Below are 14,520 nucleotides of genomic sequence, written 5' to 3'. Positions count from 1 at the left end.
CGTGATGACGGTGGTTGTTTGCCCCATGCTGCTGTGGGTACTGCCCAATCGCAGCAATCCTGTAGGTTAATGAATTCAGGGGTCGGGTGCCTGTTGGGGTGTGTCAGCAAAACTGGCTGACAACCTCAGGCACCCGACCCCTTTTGCGTTTAACCCTAAAAAAGGGGGATGGATCGTTTGATCCATCCCCCTTTTGCATCAGTTTTTTTGCGACAGTCTAGCGACCCGGCTGTTGCAGGTACACAGCCAGGGCATCGGCCATCACCTGGGCCATGGGCCGTCCCTCTTTGTCAGCGGTAGCCTGCAGGGTCATAAACAGGTCGTGGGAGATGCTCAGCCGGTGTCGCCCTTCTTTGGTGTGGCGGGGCTGGTACTGGTCGGAGTTGTAGGTGGCCGAAAACTGGCGCAGGGCCTCAAAGCCAACGCGATCGCAGAAATCGCCAAAGCTCTCACCCTTCTTGCGCCCGTCGCGGAAGAACACAAACAGCGGCTCCAGCGTGGTCTCGATGTCGTTGTCGTGCAGGCGCTCCAGGTAGGGGCGGGCCAGCCGAGTCTGGTTGGGCGAGCCCCCCAGCCACACCTGGTACGACTCTGGGGCGCTACCTACAAAACCCAGCTCAGCCATGTAGGGGCGAGCGCAGCCGTTGGGGCAGCCGGTCATGCGCACCACAAAGTGCTCGTCCTGTAGGCCCAGCTTGGTTAGTATCCCCCGCAGGCGACCCAGCACCGTGGGCATAATTCGCTCACTCTCGGTCACCGCCAGGCCGCACAGGGGCAGGGCCGGGCAGGCCATCGCGTAGCGCACCAGGGGGTCGAGCTCGTTTTCTTTGACCACGCCGTGGCGAGTGAGAATGGCCTGAATCTCGTCTTTGTCGGCGGGCTTGACGTCGTAGAACAGCACGCTCTGGTTGGGGGTCACCAGCATGGGCAGGTTAAAGCGCTGCACAATTTCCCTCAGCGCCGTTTTGAGCTGAAGCCCCTGGCGATCGAGAATGCGGCCATTTTCGACGGGTACGCCCACAAACCAGTTGCCATCCCCCTGCTCGTGCCAGCCCAGGTAGTCGTAGAAGGTCCACTTGGGCAGCTTTTTAAAGGGCTTCAGCGGCTTGCCCAGGTAGGTCTCCACCTGCTGGCGAAAGCGCTCTACGCCCCAGTCGTTGATCAAATACTTCATGCGGGCGTGGCGGCGGTTGTGGCGATCGCCGTAGTCGCGCTGCGTGGCCACGATCGCCTTCATCAGGTCGTAAACATCAGCTTTATCCACATAGCCAATTTCGTCGGCGACGCGGGCAAAGGTTTCTTCTTTGTTGTGGGTGCGGCCCAGGCCACCCCCGGCCAGCACGTTGAAGCCTTTCAGCTGCCCCACCTTGTCGGTGATCACCACCAGGGTGACATCGTGGGTGTAGGCATCGATAGAGTTGTCGCCGGGCACCGTCACCGCGCACTTAAACTTGCGCGGCATGTAGTAGGTGCCGTAGATCGGCTCTTCGCTGTTGTGAACGATGGTGCCGTTGCCGTTGCGCTGGCGGGCGGCCACCACGTCGGGGTGCTCCTCAGCCGACAGAAACTTCTCACCATCCAGCCAGATTTCGTAGTAGGCCTCGGTTTGGGGCCGCAGCAGGTCGGCGATATTGTTGGCGTATTCTTGAGCCAGCTGGTACTCAGGCCGATTTTTGTAGGGGGCGGGCGGGGCCATGACGTTGCGGTTGAGGTCGCCGCAGGCCCCCAGGGTAGACCCCAGGCTGCGCACGATCGCGCCGATGGTGGCCTTCAGATTTTTCTTCAGCACCCCGTGCAGCTGCATGCCCTGGCGCGTGGTGGCCCTCAGGGTGCCGTTGCCGTACTCATCTGACAGGCGATCGAGGGTGAGATATAGCTCTGGCGACAGGTACCCGCCGGGGTTGCGGGTCCGCAGCATCATTTGATAGTCCTTTTCCTGGCCCTTAGCGCGGTTGTCGCGGTTGTCTTGCTGGTAAGAGCCGTGAAACTTGAGAATTTGAATTGCCGATTCAGAAAAGTGATTGGTGTCTTGCAGCAGCTCGCTGGCCACGGGCTCGCGCAAAAAGCGGCTGTTTTCTTTGAGGACTTCTACCTTAGAGGGAGTCGGCCCAGGGGCAGAGGAAGCAGGCGTAGATTTAATCGGAGTCTGAACCATAGCGGCAGCGAATAACCGTAGACAAAAACCTCAGGCAACGACACCGCCTCAGCGGCTGTTCCCTAAAGCGTGGACAGGGTCAATTCACCAATTCTCCGGTAAGTCGGTCGGGATTTCGGTGAATACCCCTCTCATCCTACCACTGGATCCAAAAGATCGGCTAGTCTGCCTACGGAAATTCACAGTATTAAGAGTGATTACCCCTATGCCATGTGGGGGGATGCCAAGGCACTTCCTAACGTACCCCAAAGACTGTAAAAGGAGCCAGGGCGTTTACGATCAAACTAGATTTCTTTAAAGGTTTTGTCCCATGCCCGACGCCATGATGTACCAGGAAGAGATGTTCGTCGTGCTAATGCCCGGCGCAGCGGAGGAATTTCTCACCCCCCAGGAGTTGCTAGAGCGGCTAGAGGGGATTCTGCGCGATCGCCAGCAAGACCTGCCCCGCGATCTCCAGCGTTTTGGCACCGTAACCGAGCAAGCCCAGCACCTGCGCGACACCGCCTGCGAACTAGATCTATCCCCCGGCGAAGCCATGCAGTGGTACGTGGTGCGCTTGGAAAAGTGACCGACAGGGCACAGCACAGCAGTACTCGCACCTATGCCCAGCCCTAGCTGCAACTAAAGCATAGTTAGGATTCACGATTGATCTGACTCAACATTTCGGCAGATCGGGCGGTGGCCGCTCTAAGTTCGGCGGCGACCAAGCTATCCAGCTCGTTTTGTAGGTCGTAGGCTAGAGTCAGCCCTTGATCGTTAGCACTGTGCCAAAGCTCCATTAGCTCAGCTAAGCGCTGCTGTTGAGCGGCACCAAAAAAGCGATCTGGCCCCACGCTTTGAATAAGCAGCATCGCCGGAAGATCTTCGGCTAGCTCAGCAGTAAGCGCGTCGAGGGCTTCGCCAGCGGTTTTGCCCACCGATTGCTTGTCGCCAGAGATGGCCCGATACATGCGATGGCCACTTTCATCACGGCTAGAGAGAATGGCTACGGTGGTCATAGTGAAGCGGTATAAGCGCTTAAAACTATTATAGGAAGAGTTGAGTGAGCGCGATACGTCGGCTTTAGGGCTAGGCGGCACCCGCTACATCGGTCGCCCCAAGCAGCCTACAATTTCGGTCTATACGCTGGTCGAGGGTGAGTACCAGGTGAGCTTGTTTAGGGCGGGGGAAACGCTCAAATCTGCGCTGTTTCCAAAACTGGTGCTCAGCGCTGAGGCTGTTTTCTCGGCTGGGCAGCCCAGATATTTGCCAACAAAATAGTAGCTATACAAGCTTGCCAAGCAAGTAGTATAGAGAACGAACAGAGGCAGAAGCTTTCCACATTAATATTTTCTGTGCTTATACCTGATTATCAATCCATAATGCTTCCGCTTTTACAGATGGCTGCTGATGGGCAAGAGTATTCATTGAGAGAAGCCATTGAGAAACTTGCTCAGCACTTCAGACTTAATGATGAAGAGCGGCAAGAAATGTTACCAAGCGGTCGCCAGGCTACTTTCGACAACAGAGTTGGATGGGCAAGGACTTATTTAAAAAAAGCTGGACTTTTGCAGTCAACTCGCCGAGGATATTTCCAAATTACTCCTGTTGGCAAGTCAGTTCTTCAAAAGCAACCGTCTAACATTAATGTTCAGTTCTTAGAGCAATTTCCTGATTTTATCAAATTTAAGAAAGGCAAACGAGATAAATCAGAAGTAGAAAATTTAGATAGCACTGTTCTAGAAAAAACTCCAGAAGAAAACCTAGAGACTATTATTCAAGGATTAGCTCAAGATCTAGCGACTGAGCTTTTAGAAAATATCAAGAGTTGTTCTCCTAGTTTTTTTGAGACACTTGTAGTTGATGTGCTGGTCAGCATGGGTTACGGCGGAACTCGTCAAGATGCTGGCAAAACCGTTGGTCGCAGTGGTGATGGTGGAATTGATGGCATTATCAATGAAGATCGTTTAGGTTTGGACATTATTTATGTTCAGGCTAAGCGATGGGAAAACCCTGTTGGTCGACCTGAGATTCAAAAATTTGCAGGCGCTTTGCAAGGTTTTAGAGCTAGAAAAGGAATTTTCATAACATCCTCTTCTTTTACTGCCGAAGCCAGGGATTTTGCTTCTCGGATCGAAAGCAAAATCATTCTTGTAGATGGGCAGGCTTTGGCTCAGTACATGATTGAGTTTGGCGTAGGAGTGAACACCCGAAAAGTCTATGAACTCAAGAAAATAGACTTTGATTATTTTACAGAATAACGAAGAAACCTACCTTGTTCTTATATCTCATCGCTAGAAAGTTGCTCCAGCTCATTTGATAAAAGATTTTGAAAATCTTCACCACAATGACTGCTCAGATGAATGGCTGAAGAAACTAGCTCAGCTAAAATATCAGCTTTCTGGCTATCCTGTAGTCCCGGAAGTTGAAGCTGGTGAACGAGTTCCAACACTCGACCACATTCATCACCCAATTCTCGAATCAAGGCTTTGAGAGTTTTATCTTGAATTGCTAAAGCGCGTGTTCCTAGCTGCATGTTTCACCTGTTTAACCGCTTTGTGGCTTGCTGAACTCCCTTCTCAAAGGCTGCGATTTCCACTTCCCAATGACGTATAAGACCTAAATCCGGGAAATCTTTTTGACGTTCAAGCTCAATTTTCTCTAAATGCTCTTCAATACGTCTCTGCAAACTTCTAATCGTTTTTCGGTGATTCTTTTTTCCCATAGCTCTACGGAGACATCTTAATCATAGTGAATTCTCTGAGGTATCACCTAAATACAACCGCACAAACTCATAAGCGGCTTCTGGATTGAGTTGCCTCAAAGCTTCCTTGATTTCAAAAATCACGTCACCGGCTGGGTCGCGAAGTTCTTTTACCCAGCGGTTCACGTTGGCGCGATCGGTGCCCATCGTCACCGCCAGCTTGTTTTGGCTAATGCCGTAGGTCTCCAAAACCTGCCGTAGTGCGCTGCCTGCCCTTCCCATGCCCAAATTTTGGCAGAGGGGGCTAGGCGCGTCTATGTTGCCAAAACGTCAGCATTCGCTTATGCTGCCAATATGTCAACACTATTTCGCCATGCCACACGTTAACCGTTCACTTGCCAACGCAACTTCCCACCTTCGCCACTCTGCTTTTCTTGCTGCTATGCCACAATCCACCGATGCGCCTGTCGAAAGTCGTGAGCCTGTGCAGCTGATGGTGATCGGCAGCGCTCAGGGTATCGAGACGATTGTACAAACGCTGCATCTGCGGGGCTTTGCCCACGTCAGCGAGTGGAGCATTGCCATGCCCCACAGCTCAGGCAGGCTCATGCGAGTGCTCACCCGGTGGGTGCAGCAGGAGCGCTAGCTGCCGGTTTTAGCGGCCATGCCACTACAGCACCTTCTGTAGCTGCTCGATCAGGCGATCGCATTCCTCCAGCGTGTTGTAGTGCACCATGCTGACCCGCACCACGCCCTGGTTGGGCAGCAGCCCCAAATCTTCGATTAGCCGCAGGGCGTAGAAATGCCCGTAGCGAATGCCAATCTTGTGAGCATCTAAATAAGGCGGAACCTGGTCGCTGCTGAGGCCCTCCACCACAAACGAAATGGTGGACACACGCTGAGTCGGATCAGCCGTGTCGCGACCAATAATTTTCACCTTGGGCCGACTGTGCAGAAAAGACAGCAGCCGCTGGTTCAGGTCTCCCTCGTGGGCTTGAATCAGGTCAAAGGCGCGATCGATCGGGTTTTCACCGCTGGCAAGGCCGTGGTGCTGAGCCAGCGCCTCAAAATACTCAGGGATCGCCGTCAGGCTGTAGCTCAGCTCGTAGCTGCTGCCCCCCGGCTGAAACTTGTAGGGAATCGCCGTGTCGTCGATAAAGTAGTGGTTGTAGCCCGGCAGCGCCAGCAGCAGCTCTTTTTTGCCGTAGAGCAGCGCCTGGTGAGGGCCGTAGACCTTGTAAAGACTAAACGTGTAGAAATCGACATCCAGCGCCTGCACATCGACGCGGCGGTGGGGGGCAAAGGCCACCCCGTCAACACACAGCAGCGCGCCCTGGGCGTGGACCAGGTCAGCGATCGCCCGCACCGGATTAATGCTGCCCAGCACATTCGACGTGTGGGTTACCGCCACCAGCCGGGTGCGCGGCGTTAGCAACGCCTCCAGATCAGCCAGCTCCAGCTCAAAGGTGGTGGGGTTTACCCGCCAGGTTTTGACCACAATGCCGTCGCGCTCTAGCTCCGTCCAGGGGCTAATGTTGGCCTCGTGGTCGGCGTTGGTGACAATGATCTCATCACCCGGCTCCAGCGTGGGCCGAAAGCACTGGGCCAGCATTCGCAGCAGCGCCGAGGTGCTGGGGCCAAGAATGACCTCCGCAGGATCAGCCGCGTTGATAAACCTGGCCATCGCCTTACCTCCCGCCGCCACCCGCTCGGTGGCCAGCTGCGACACCGCGTAGGAGGCCCCCAGCTGCACGTTGGATTCGTAGAGGAACTCGGTGATGCGATCGACGACGGGTTTGAGAATCTGCGAGCCGCCCGCGTTGTCAAAAAAGACCCAATCCTTCGCTAGCGACGGAAAGTATTGGCGAACAAAATCGAGCTTCAGGGTGGGCGACTGGGTCAGCATAGGGGCAGTGGCGGGCTGAGGAGAACAGCGTAACGGCGAGAGACATGCGTTGTTTGATCAGGAGCTTGGTCAAAACCACCTGCTTAGAGCTGATTGTAGTGAATGTCAGCTGTGCCAGCCTGCTTTGCTCCATCAAATCGCGTTAAAAAAGCGCCAGCCTGGGTCAGCACCGCTTGTCAGCAGGCCCAAACCCTGGTACATCTGTGCCATGTCTTCAGGCCGCACCCACGATCGCATTACCCTCTGGGCCTTACCGCTGGTGGTCTTGGTCGCTCTGCGCGTCACCCTCAGCGGCTGGCTCACGGCGACAGTCTGCCTGGGGTTTATGCTGGGCGGCTGGATGCTCGGCCCCGACCTCGATATTCACTCGGTGCAGTACAAGCGCTGGGGCTGGCTGCGGTGGATCTGGCTGCCCTACCGGGGCAAAATCCGCCACCGATCGCACTGGTCGCACGGGCCAATTATCGGCACCGTGGTGCGAGTGCTGTACCTGTCGCTCTGGCTCAGTTTGGGCGGCCTGATTCTGGTCGATTTTCTCAACCGCTCCCAGCGCACGGCCCTGAGCTGGGGCGACCTGATAGATGGGCTAAATTGGGCGCTGGTGACCTACTGGCCCTGGTGGCTGGCCCTGGTAATTGGGTTAGAGCTGGGTGCCCTCAGTCACTATGTCACCGATTGGCTCTCGTCAGCCACCAGGCGTAAGCGAGGTAAAGCGCAGGGCAAGCCCAGGTTGAAGCGGCGATCGTCGCGGAGGAGGTAGGTGGGTAGGTGAGTGGGTGGGTTAGGTGAGTGGGTGGATGAGGGGGAAAGTTCAAAGTTCAAAATTAGTTTCGTAGGGTGCATTAGGCTGCAAAATCCCTTGGGAAAAGCCGTTAACCTGGGCCGGGCCGTAATGCACCAATCCATAAAATCCCTTGGGGAGAGCCGTTAACCTGGGCCTGGCCGCAATCCACCGTCTAAGGATTTCACCCTTCCACAATCCAAAATTCAAAATTGCTGCACGGCTAGGGTTGAATGGCCGGGGATTTGGCCCAGCGATCGCCCTTTACCACGGTATGCACCTGCCAGTCATCGCTGGTGTGGGGGTAGTCTTGGCGAAAGTGGCCGCCCCGGCTTTCGGTGCGAAAGGCGGCGCTGTTGAGAATGAGCCAGGCGATGTCGTGCAGGTTGTGCAGCTCGCCCCAGGCCCGTACCAGCGGCCAGTCTAGCGCTTCGGGGAGAGCGTAGACGGTGTCCGTGGGCAGATGGTGCAGCGCCTGCAATGGGTGCTGTTGCCACTCGGTGCGCCACTGGCGGATGGTGGCGATCGCATCCTCAAGCCCGCTCTGGCTGCGGCTAATGGCGGCGGCATCCCACATTAGCTGGGTCAGCCGCTGCCGCTGCTTTTCTACGCTGGCCCAGGCACCTGCCAGGGGCGCTGACCAGTCCAGGTCTAACGCTGCCGGCTCTGGTGAATCTGGGGCGGCGGCTAACTCCAGCGGCAGGTGGGCCAGCTCAGCGCCGTAGACCAGGCACTCCAGCAGCGAATTGCTGGCCAAGCGGTTGGCTCCGTGTACTCCCGTGCTGGCGTTTTCGCCCACCGCGTAGAGGCCCGCAATCGAGGTTTGGCTGTGGATGTCGGTGGTGATGCCCCCCATCCAGTAGTGGGCGGCGGGGGCGACGGGCACCGGCTCGCTCAGCGGGTCGCAGCCCCAGTGGCGGCACACCTGCAAAATATTGGGAAAGCGATACTGCACGCGATCGCGCGGAATCGGGCGCAGATCGAGCCATACCTGGCGATCGCCTGTCTTTTGCAGGTGGTGAAAAATCGCCCGACTAACCACATCGCGGGGGGCCAGTTCGCCGTCGGGGTGGTAGTCAAAGGCAAAGCGGTAGCCGTCGTTATCGACCAGGTGGGCTCCCTCGCCGCGCACCGCCTCGCTGATCAAAAAGGGCGGTGCCCCCGGCTGGGCCAGCGATGTGGGGTGAAACTGCACAAACTCCAAATCGCGCAGCTGCGCCCCCGCCCGCCAGGCCATCGCGACGCCATCGCCCGTGCTGGCGGCGGGGTTAGTGGTTTGGGCGTAGACCTGGCCGCCGCCGCCCGTGGCCAGCACCGTGGCCTGGGCCGACAGCCAGCGCAACTGCCGGTTATGCACCACCAAAGCGCCCCGACACCGCCCGGCCTCTAGCCACAGGTCGAGGGCAAAGGCCTGCTCAAAGACGGTGATATTGGGCTGCTTCAGCACCGCCTCCGCCAGTATCGACACGATCGCTCGGCCAGTGGTATCGGCAGCGTGCAGCACGCGACGGCGCGAGTGGGCCGCCTCCAGGGTCATGGCCAGCTGCCCGTCGCTGCGATCGAAGGCCACGCCTAAATTGACCAGGCGCTCAATACATTCAGAGGCATGGCTAGCCAGGTGCTCTACGGCTTTGGGGTCGCACAGCCCGGCTCCGGCCACCAGGGTATCGGCCACGTGCAGCGACACCGCATCGTCAGCCCCGATCGCGGCGGCAATGCCGCCCTGGGCCCAATCGCTGGCCGAAATGGACAGGGTATCTTTGGTCACCAGCCCAATTCGCCACTGGGGAGGAATCGACAGCGCGGCGTACAGTCCAGCGGCCCCTCCCCCAATCACCAATACGTCAAAGCGGTTGCTCTGGGCTGAGGCTAAATCAGGCTTGGTCAAGGGCGGCTCCCAACTGGGGTTGATGGTGCGTTGAAGGGTATCTAGAGACTTGACTAAACGGGCAAATATTAACGGGTAAATAACGGGTAAATATCTAAAGGCCCCGGCCAGTCATCGTTGACCACCAGGGTCAACTTAACCAGCCAGGGCCAGTGGGCGTGAGCAGACCTATGACCCGCTGCTTACTTATAAACGCCGTTGTTAAAGCGATCGCCGCCTTCTACAAAAGCGGAATCAGGCACAGTGACCGTAAAATTGTCGAGATTTGCCTTCAGAATGTCGAGCTGCTGCTCGCTCAGGCCAGGCAGATCTAGAACGTCGTCTACGCTGTCGTAGGGCGCATTGAGCAGAATTTTACGTGCCAGAGTGGGGTACAGGCCCGGAAACTTTCTAAAGCCCTGCACGTTGGCGTTGTTCAGGTCGAGCTTAGCGCCGTACTCGGTTTTTAATTTGGCATCGACCGCATTTTGCGGTGGGGCTTCTGCCAGCCAGGCCATGGCCTCAAGGGGGGCGCTAAAGAGGTCTGCCCCAGAGATAGGCTGCGCCACAGCCGGGCTACTTACCCAACCCAACAGCACTGCCAGCGCAACGAGTAGGCCAACCAGTTGTTTCATTTACCCTAATCCTCTCCTACCAGTGTGAATGTCTATACACAGCATTTCTAAGAGACTACCATTTTCCATGCCCCTGCAACGGGGAAAGAACGCCATTGGGCGATTCGACAGAATTTCCCCGTTGCAGAGGGCCCCCGTTTCAGAAGGCCCCCGTTTCAAAAAGCTTTTCAGGTGCTACTCCTAGTGCTATTCCTGGGGCAGGCGCTCTAGTTCTTCGGCATAGTGCTGACCGATGTCCTGGCCCTGCAGCAAAATCTGTTCGTACTGAAGGCTGGCCCGAATGGCGATCGCGGTACCGACCGCGGGCGGGGCCTCGCTGCTCAGCACCCAAATCGCCCCCGTCTCATCCACCAGTTCGTAGAGTCCCTGGCCCACCAGGGGCAGCTGCCGCTCTACCGTGCCCGCTAAGTACACCGTAGACGGCTGGGTTTGGCTGACCTCAGCAATGGGGGTAATGGGGTCGAGCCAGGCCAGGCCAGGCCAGGTGCTGAGGCGATCGCGCAGCCCGTAGCCCACCGCTGCATCGAGGCTGGCCCCGCAGCTAGTCATGGCCACCAGAGCTAGGCTAACTCCGCCTCCAACCATGCTGTAGCGAGTGACCCAGCGGGTAAAACGGCGCTTTAGGTAAGTCATTGAACCTGCCATAGGAGTGAGATTGCAGCCCGTAGCGGCGCGTTGATCGCCTCGAACAGCCCTAAAGCGCACCCGTAAGAAGCGCAACAGAAGGGCGCAACAGAGGAGCAAAATCTGAGACACTGGAAAGCGTCGGAATCCTCGGCTTTGCCAGATTTGGCTGCGAGGCACCGATACCCCTCTGTTTGAGATATCCGAGATACAGGTTAGCGCACCCCGGCCATGACCCTATTGCTCGACGGCAAAGCCCTCGCCAATCAAATTCAAACCCAGCTAGCGCAGGAGATTCACGCCCTGACTGAGCAGGGCTACCGTCCCCCGGGGCTGGCCGTGGTCATGGTGGGCGACAACCCCGCCAGTGCCGCCTACGTGCGCAACAAAGAGCGGGCCTGCAGCCGGGTCGGCATTGCCTCCTACGGCAAACACCTGCCCGCCACCGCCACCCAGGCCGAGGTAGCCGCCCTGCTGCAGCAGCTCAATGCCGACCCCAACGTTGACGGCATTCTGGTGCAGCTGCCCCTGCCTGAGCATCTCGATGCCGTCGCCCTGCTCAACACCATCGACCCCGACAAAGACGCCGACGGCCTGCACCCCATTAACCTGGGGCGGCTGGTGCGAGGTGAACCGGGCCTGCGCAGCTGCACCCCCTACGGCGTCATGCGCCTGCTGGAGTCAGCCAATATCAACCTGGTGGGGGCCAACGCCCTGGTCGTGGGCCGCAGCATTTTGGTGGGCAAGCCGATGGCCCTAATGCTGATCGAGGCCAACGCCACCGTTACCCTGGCCCATTCTCACACCGTCGATTTGCCCGCGCTGATGCGGCAAGCTGATATTCTAGTGGCGGCGGTGGGCCGCCCCGGTATGATTACGGCTGCCGATGTCAAACCCGACAGCGTGGTCATTGATGTGGGCATCAATCGGGTTGAGCAGCCCGACGGAACAGCCCGCCTGGTGGGTGACGTAGACTATGCCTCGGTGCAGCCGGTGGCGGGAGCCATTACCCCGGTGCCCGGTGGCGTTGGCCCCATGACCGTGGCCATGCTGCTCGAAAACACCGTCACCAGCTACCGCAGCCGCCTCTAGACCTGCCATTAAAAGTAGAAGGTCATTCAAGCAGACAATCTCACTCAAACCGATCTCAGTTCGACTTTTTTATTCATCTATTCTCAACCTGCCTGTTGCTGCTATGGTGCCAACCAACTCCCTCGATTCCAAACCGTCACCTGCCGGCCAGTTTGATCTGGAGGCCTACCTGGCAGAGCAGCGTCAGCGGGTAGAACTCGCCCTTGACCAGGCCCTGGCCATGCGCTACCCCGAAACACTCTACGAAGCCATGCGCTACTCGCTGCTGGCCGGGGGCAAGCGGCTGCGGCCCATTCTCTGTTTGGCCAGCTGTGAGTTGGCTGGCGGCACCGTCGAGATGGCCATGCCTACCGCCTGCGCCCTGGAGATGATCCACACCATGTCGCTAATCCACGACGATCTACCCGCCATGGATAACGATGACTACCGCCGGGGCCGCCTCACCAACCACAAGGTCTACGGCGAAGATGTGGCCATTTTGGCCGGAGACGGTCTGCTGTCCTACGCTTTCGAGCACGTGGCGACCCAAACCCGAGGGGCCGCCCCCGAGCAAATGCTGCGCGTGATTGCCGGACTGGGTAAAGCGGTGGGCGGCGAAGGCTTGGTGGGGGGGCAAATTGTCGATCTGGCCAGCGAGGGCAATCCCAATGTTTCCTTAGAAACCCTCACCTACATTCACAACCACAAGACGGCAGCGCTGCTCGAAATCTCGGTCACGTCGGGGGCTATGCTGGCCGGGGCCAGCGATGAGGATGTCGAGCATCTGCGCCAGTACGCCCAGCGCATTGGTCTGGCCTTTCAAATTGTCGATGATATTCTCGACATCACCGCTACCTCCGAAACCCTGGGCAAGTCGGCGGGCAAAGACATTACCGCCCAGAAGGTCACCTACCCTAGCCTCTGGGGACTGGACGAATCGCGCCGCCAGGCCAATCAGCTGATTGAAGCCGCGAAGGAAAGTCTGGCCGGATTTGGCGACCTGCGCCTGCCCCTGCTGGCGATCGCAGATTACATTGTTGCACGCACTTACTAGGGGCTGTCATCAACAAATGGCTGATGGCCCAAAAATTAGCCGTTACAGCCCCTGGTTTAATTTTGAGGTCGGACGTGGCAACGCTGATAGGATAAGGATTGTAGCCAAAAATGATGACACGCCCTAGGGTTGTTGGAGCCGATGGACAGTATTAGCGATATTCTCAACAACCACGTGCTGATTGTGGCGCTGATTGCCTGCTTTACGGCTCAGGTGCTCAAAGCCTTTATTGAGCTGGTGCGCCACCGCAAGCTCAACCTGCGGGTGATGGTGGGCACCGGGGGTATGCCCAGCGCCCACTCCGCTCTGGTGACGGCGCTGGCCTGCGGCATTGGTCAAACCCTGGGCTGGTCAAGCCCGCTGTTTGCCGCTACCTCAGTCTTTTCAATTATTGTCATGTACGACGCGGCAGGGGTGCGCCAGGCGGCGGGCAAGCAGGCCAAGGTGCTCAACCAGATTATCGACGAGCTGTTTCAGGAAAAGCCCGAGCTGCGCGAAGATCGCCTCAAAGAACTGCTGGGCCACACCCCGTTTCAGGTGATTGCCGGGTCGATTTTAGGCGTAATGATCTCCTACCTGGCCGCTCCGGCGTATTGAGCCAATCTGATTGAATTCATACCTGTAGGGACAAACGGTTGTTTGCCCTTGGGATATCTGTTTAAACCAAAGGTTTGACACCAAGTCCTGCCTGCATACCCCCGGTTTGTAGGGGCATTGCACTGCAATGCCCCTACGAGATCTCTGCTTTAAATCGGGGTTCACCCAATCGGAGCTGGTGTAGCTCTCACTGAGCCGTGAGCGCCACCGCTGGGGTCAGCATCACCACGTCCTGGCTATCGACGATGAAGCCGGGAATGTTCAGGCTGGTGAGTACCGACAGGGTCGAGGCCGCGCCTTCGACATCGGGGCTGTGGGCAATTAGCAGGTAGGAGCGCTGGCGGTGTACCGCGAGCCCCACGGCTTGACCTACTTTGCGCTGAATGGCGATCGCCGATTCGGGCTGGTACTGATAGTCGACCAGCACCGCAAAGCCTGTGCCCAAGGGCTGAGGCGCGTAGGCGGTTGGTGCTGAGGCAACGGTCGTGCCGCTAGCGGGGCTGCTATTGCCGGGGGTGCCCGCAGCGGGGGTCTCGCTGGCTGCAGTCTCGCTGGCCGGGGTCTCGTTAGCTGGCGTTTCGCTGGTTGGGGTGCCGCTGGCGGGCGGGGTAGGCTGAGCGGCGGTGCTGGCCGGTCGGGCGACAAAGGCCTGGAAGCCTTCGACCTCGGTCATGTACTGAGCCCAGGCGTTGGCGTTTTCGAGATTGGTGAAGCCGCCTGCCCGCACGACCGTGTCGTTGAGGTAGTCGCAGACCAGAACGGTGCTGTTGGAGGGCAGCAGGTCTTGCACGCGATCGCGCTCGGCCTCGGTGTTGCTACGCACCAGCAGCAGGTACTCGTTGGCGGAGGGCGGCGGACAGGGCGGGAACTGGGCTTTTACCGGGTTCCAGAACCCCAGCGCGGGGGCTAGCATCACACCCAGGGCCACGGCCCCCGACCTGAAACCCAGCCGCTGCAAAAGCCGTACCCGCGATCCGTTGCTCCGTGTCAAACCCTTTACCATTGCTTTCGTTAGTGCCAAAGTCTGCCAGCGATTCTAGCCTAAAGCAGCGATCGCAGTGCAGAGATTCTAGGTTTTGATCGCATTTTGGCCCGCTGCGTCAGCGTATAACGTAGGGTTCGGAAAAAGGTCAATCCAGTTCGCCAC

18 protein-coding genes are annotated in these 14,520 nt (G+C 57.9%); 8 read left to right on the top strand and 10 right to left on the bottom strand.

Annotated features, from left to right (window positions below; genetic code table 11):
• Positions 1-217 precede the first annotated feature (217 nt).
• A complete protein-coding gene (sir, locus tag ACQ4N7_RS09370) occupies positions 218-2,155 on the bottom strand; it encodes a sulfite reductase, ferredoxin dependent (RefSeq protein ID WP_430711343.1) in 1,938 nt (645 codons plus the stop codon).
• 310 nt (positions 2,156-2,465) lie between these two features.
• Here sir and ACQ4N7_RS09365 point away from each other — a divergent pair, with 310 nt between their 5' ends.
• Complete coding sequence (locus ACQ4N7_RS09365; RefSeq protein ID WP_430711342.1) at positions 2,466-2,723, top strand: chlororespiratory reduction protein 7; 258 nt, start codon at positions 2,466-2,468, stop codon at positions 2,721-2,723.
• A gap of 64 nt (positions 2,724-2,787) precedes the next feature.
• On the opposite strand, the gene ACQ4N7_RS09360 is transcribed toward ACQ4N7_RS09365, so the two are convergent.
• Positions 2,788-3,153, bottom strand: a complete 366-nt coding sequence (locus ACQ4N7_RS09360) for a hypothetical protein (RefSeq protein ID WP_430711341.1) — start codon at positions 3,151-3,153, stop codon at positions 2,788-2,790.
• A gap of 40 nt (positions 3,154-3,193) precedes the next feature.
• On the opposite strand from ACQ4N7_RS09360, the gene ACQ4N7_RS09355 reads away from it, so the two are divergent.
• Both ACQ4N7_RS09355 and ACQ4N7_RS09350 read left to right on the top strand, forming a co-directional pair.
• The gene (locus tag ACQ4N7_RS09355; protein WP_430711340.1) at positions 3,194-3,415 is read left to right on the top strand and encodes a hypothetical protein; all 222 of its coding nucleotides are present in this window, start codon (positions 3,194-3,196) and stop codon (positions 3,413-3,415) included.
• Positions 3,416-3,489: 74 nt separating this feature from the next.
• Positions 3,490-4,395, top strand: coding sequence for a restriction endonuclease (locus ACQ4N7_RS09350; RefSeq protein WP_430711339.1), 906 nt, complete (start codon positions 3,490-3,492; stop codon positions 4,393-4,395).
• Between the two features lie 20 nt (positions 4,396-4,415).
• Here ACQ4N7_RS09350 and ACQ4N7_RS09345 read toward each other — a convergent pair whose 3' ends face one another.
• Genes ACQ4N7_RS09345 through ACQ4N7_RS09335 form a run of 3 tightly spaced genes read right to left on the bottom strand, consistent with a single transcriptional unit; the run spans position 4,416 to position 5,120 of the window.
• A complete protein-coding gene (locus tag ACQ4N7_RS09345; protein ID WP_430711338.1) occupies positions 4,416-4,670 on the bottom strand; it encodes a hypothetical protein in 255 nt (84 codons plus the stop codon).
• Between the two features lie 3 nt (positions 4,671-4,673).
• On the bottom strand, positions 4,674-4,859 hold the full coding sequence (locus tag ACQ4N7_RS09340) for a hypothetical protein (RefSeq protein ID WP_430711337.1): 186 nt from the start codon (positions 4,857-4,859) through the stop codon (positions 4,674-4,676).
• A 21-nt stretch (positions 4,860-4,880) separates the two neighbouring features.
• Positions 4,881-5,120: a helix-turn-helix domain-containing protein gene (locus tag ACQ4N7_RS09335; protein WP_430711336.1), complete on the bottom strand. Its 240-nt coding sequence runs from the start codon at positions 5,118-5,120 to the stop codon at positions 4,881-4,883.
• Positions 5,121-5,280: 160 nt separating this feature from the next.
• Here ACQ4N7_RS09335 and ACQ4N7_RS09330 point away from each other — a divergent pair, with 160 nt between their 5' ends.
• A complete protein-coding gene (locus tag ACQ4N7_RS09330; RefSeq protein ID WP_430711335.1) occupies positions 5,281-5,484 on the top strand; it encodes a hypothetical protein in 204 nt (67 codons plus the stop codon).
• A gap of 24 nt (positions 5,485-5,508) precedes the next feature.
• Here ACQ4N7_RS09330 and ACQ4N7_RS09325 read toward each other — a convergent pair whose 3' ends face one another.
• Positions 5,509-6,744 carry a cysteine desulfurase-like protein gene (locus ACQ4N7_RS09325; protein ID WP_430711334.1) on the bottom strand — a complete coding sequence of 412 codons (1,236 nt, stop codon included), beginning with the start codon at positions 6,742-6,744 and terminating at the stop codon, positions 5,509-5,511.
• 208 nt (positions 6,745-6,952) lie between these two features.
• On the opposite strand from ACQ4N7_RS09325, the gene ACQ4N7_RS09320 reads away from it, so the two are divergent.
• Positions 6,953-7,504, top strand: coding sequence for a metal-binding protein (locus ACQ4N7_RS09320; protein WP_430711333.1), 552 nt, complete (start codon positions 6,953-6,955; stop codon positions 7,502-7,504).
• Between the two features lie 244 nt (positions 7,505-7,748).
• Here the strand turns inward: ACQ4N7_RS09320 and nadB are convergent, their stop codons facing one another.
• The 3 genes from nadB to ACQ4N7_RS09305 all read right to left on the bottom strand — a co-directional run bounded on the left by nadB (position 7,749) and on the right by ACQ4N7_RS09305 (position 10,660).
• Positions 7,749-9,413 (bottom strand): L-aspartate oxidase, encoded by a 1,665-nt coding sequence (gene nadB / locus ACQ4N7_RS09315; RefSeq protein WP_430711332.1) that lies wholly within the window; start codon positions 9,411-9,413, stop codon positions 7,749-7,751.
• Positions 9,414-9,595: 182 nt separating this feature from the next.
• A complete protein-coding gene (psbU, locus tag ACQ4N7_RS09310; protein WP_430711331.1) occupies positions 9,596-10,027 on the bottom strand; it encodes a photosystem II complex extrinsic protein PsbU in 432 nt (143 codons plus the stop codon).
• A gap of 186 nt (positions 10,028-10,213) precedes the next feature.
• The gene (locus tag ACQ4N7_RS09305; RefSeq protein WP_430711330.1) at positions 10,214-10,660 is read right to left on the bottom strand and encodes a hypothetical protein; all 447 of its coding nucleotides are present in this window, start codon (positions 10,658-10,660) and stop codon (positions 10,214-10,216) included.
• A 222-nt stretch (positions 10,661-10,882) separates the two neighbouring features.
• On the opposite strand from ACQ4N7_RS09305, the gene folD reads away from it, so the two are divergent.
• The 3 genes from folD to ACQ4N7_RS09290 all read left to right on the top strand — a co-directional run bounded on the left by folD (position 10,883) and on the right by ACQ4N7_RS09290 (position 13,373).
• Complete coding sequence (folD, locus tag ACQ4N7_RS09300) at positions 10,883-11,743, top strand: bifunctional methylenetetrahydrofolate dehydrogenase/methenyltetrahydrofolate cyclohydrolase FolD (protein ID WP_430711329.1); 861 nt, start codon at positions 10,883-10,885, stop codon at positions 11,741-11,743.
• 103 nt (positions 11,744-11,846) lie between these two features.
• Positions 11,847-12,776: a geranylgeranyl diphosphate synthase CrtE gene (gene crtE / locus ACQ4N7_RS09295; protein WP_430711328.1), complete on the top strand. Its 930-nt coding sequence runs from the start codon at positions 11,847-11,849 to the stop codon at positions 12,774-12,776.
• 141 nt (positions 12,777-12,917) lie between these two features.
• A complete protein-coding gene (locus ACQ4N7_RS09290) occupies positions 12,918-13,373 on the top strand; it encodes a divergent PAP2 family protein (RefSeq protein WP_106868456.1) in 456 nt (151 codons plus the stop codon).
• A 187-nt stretch (positions 13,374-13,560) separates the two neighbouring features.
• Here ACQ4N7_RS09290 and ACQ4N7_RS09285 read toward each other — a convergent pair whose 3' ends face one another.
• Positions 13,561-14,364, bottom strand: coding sequence for a hypothetical protein (locus ACQ4N7_RS09285; protein ID WP_430711327.1), 804 nt, complete (start codon positions 14,362-14,364; stop codon positions 13,561-13,563).
• Between the last annotated feature and the right edge of the window lie 156 nt (positions 14,365-14,520).

It is taken from the genome of Nodosilinea sp. AN01ver1, assembly GCF_050565655.1.
In the GTDB taxonomy this organism is placed as follows: domain Bacteria; phylum Cyanobacteriota; class Cyanobacteriia; order Phormidesmidales; family Phormidesmidaceae; genus Nodosilinea.
The sequence above is the reverse complement of the archived record's forward strand: the minus strand, read 5'-3'. Positions and strand labels throughout refer to the sequence as shown.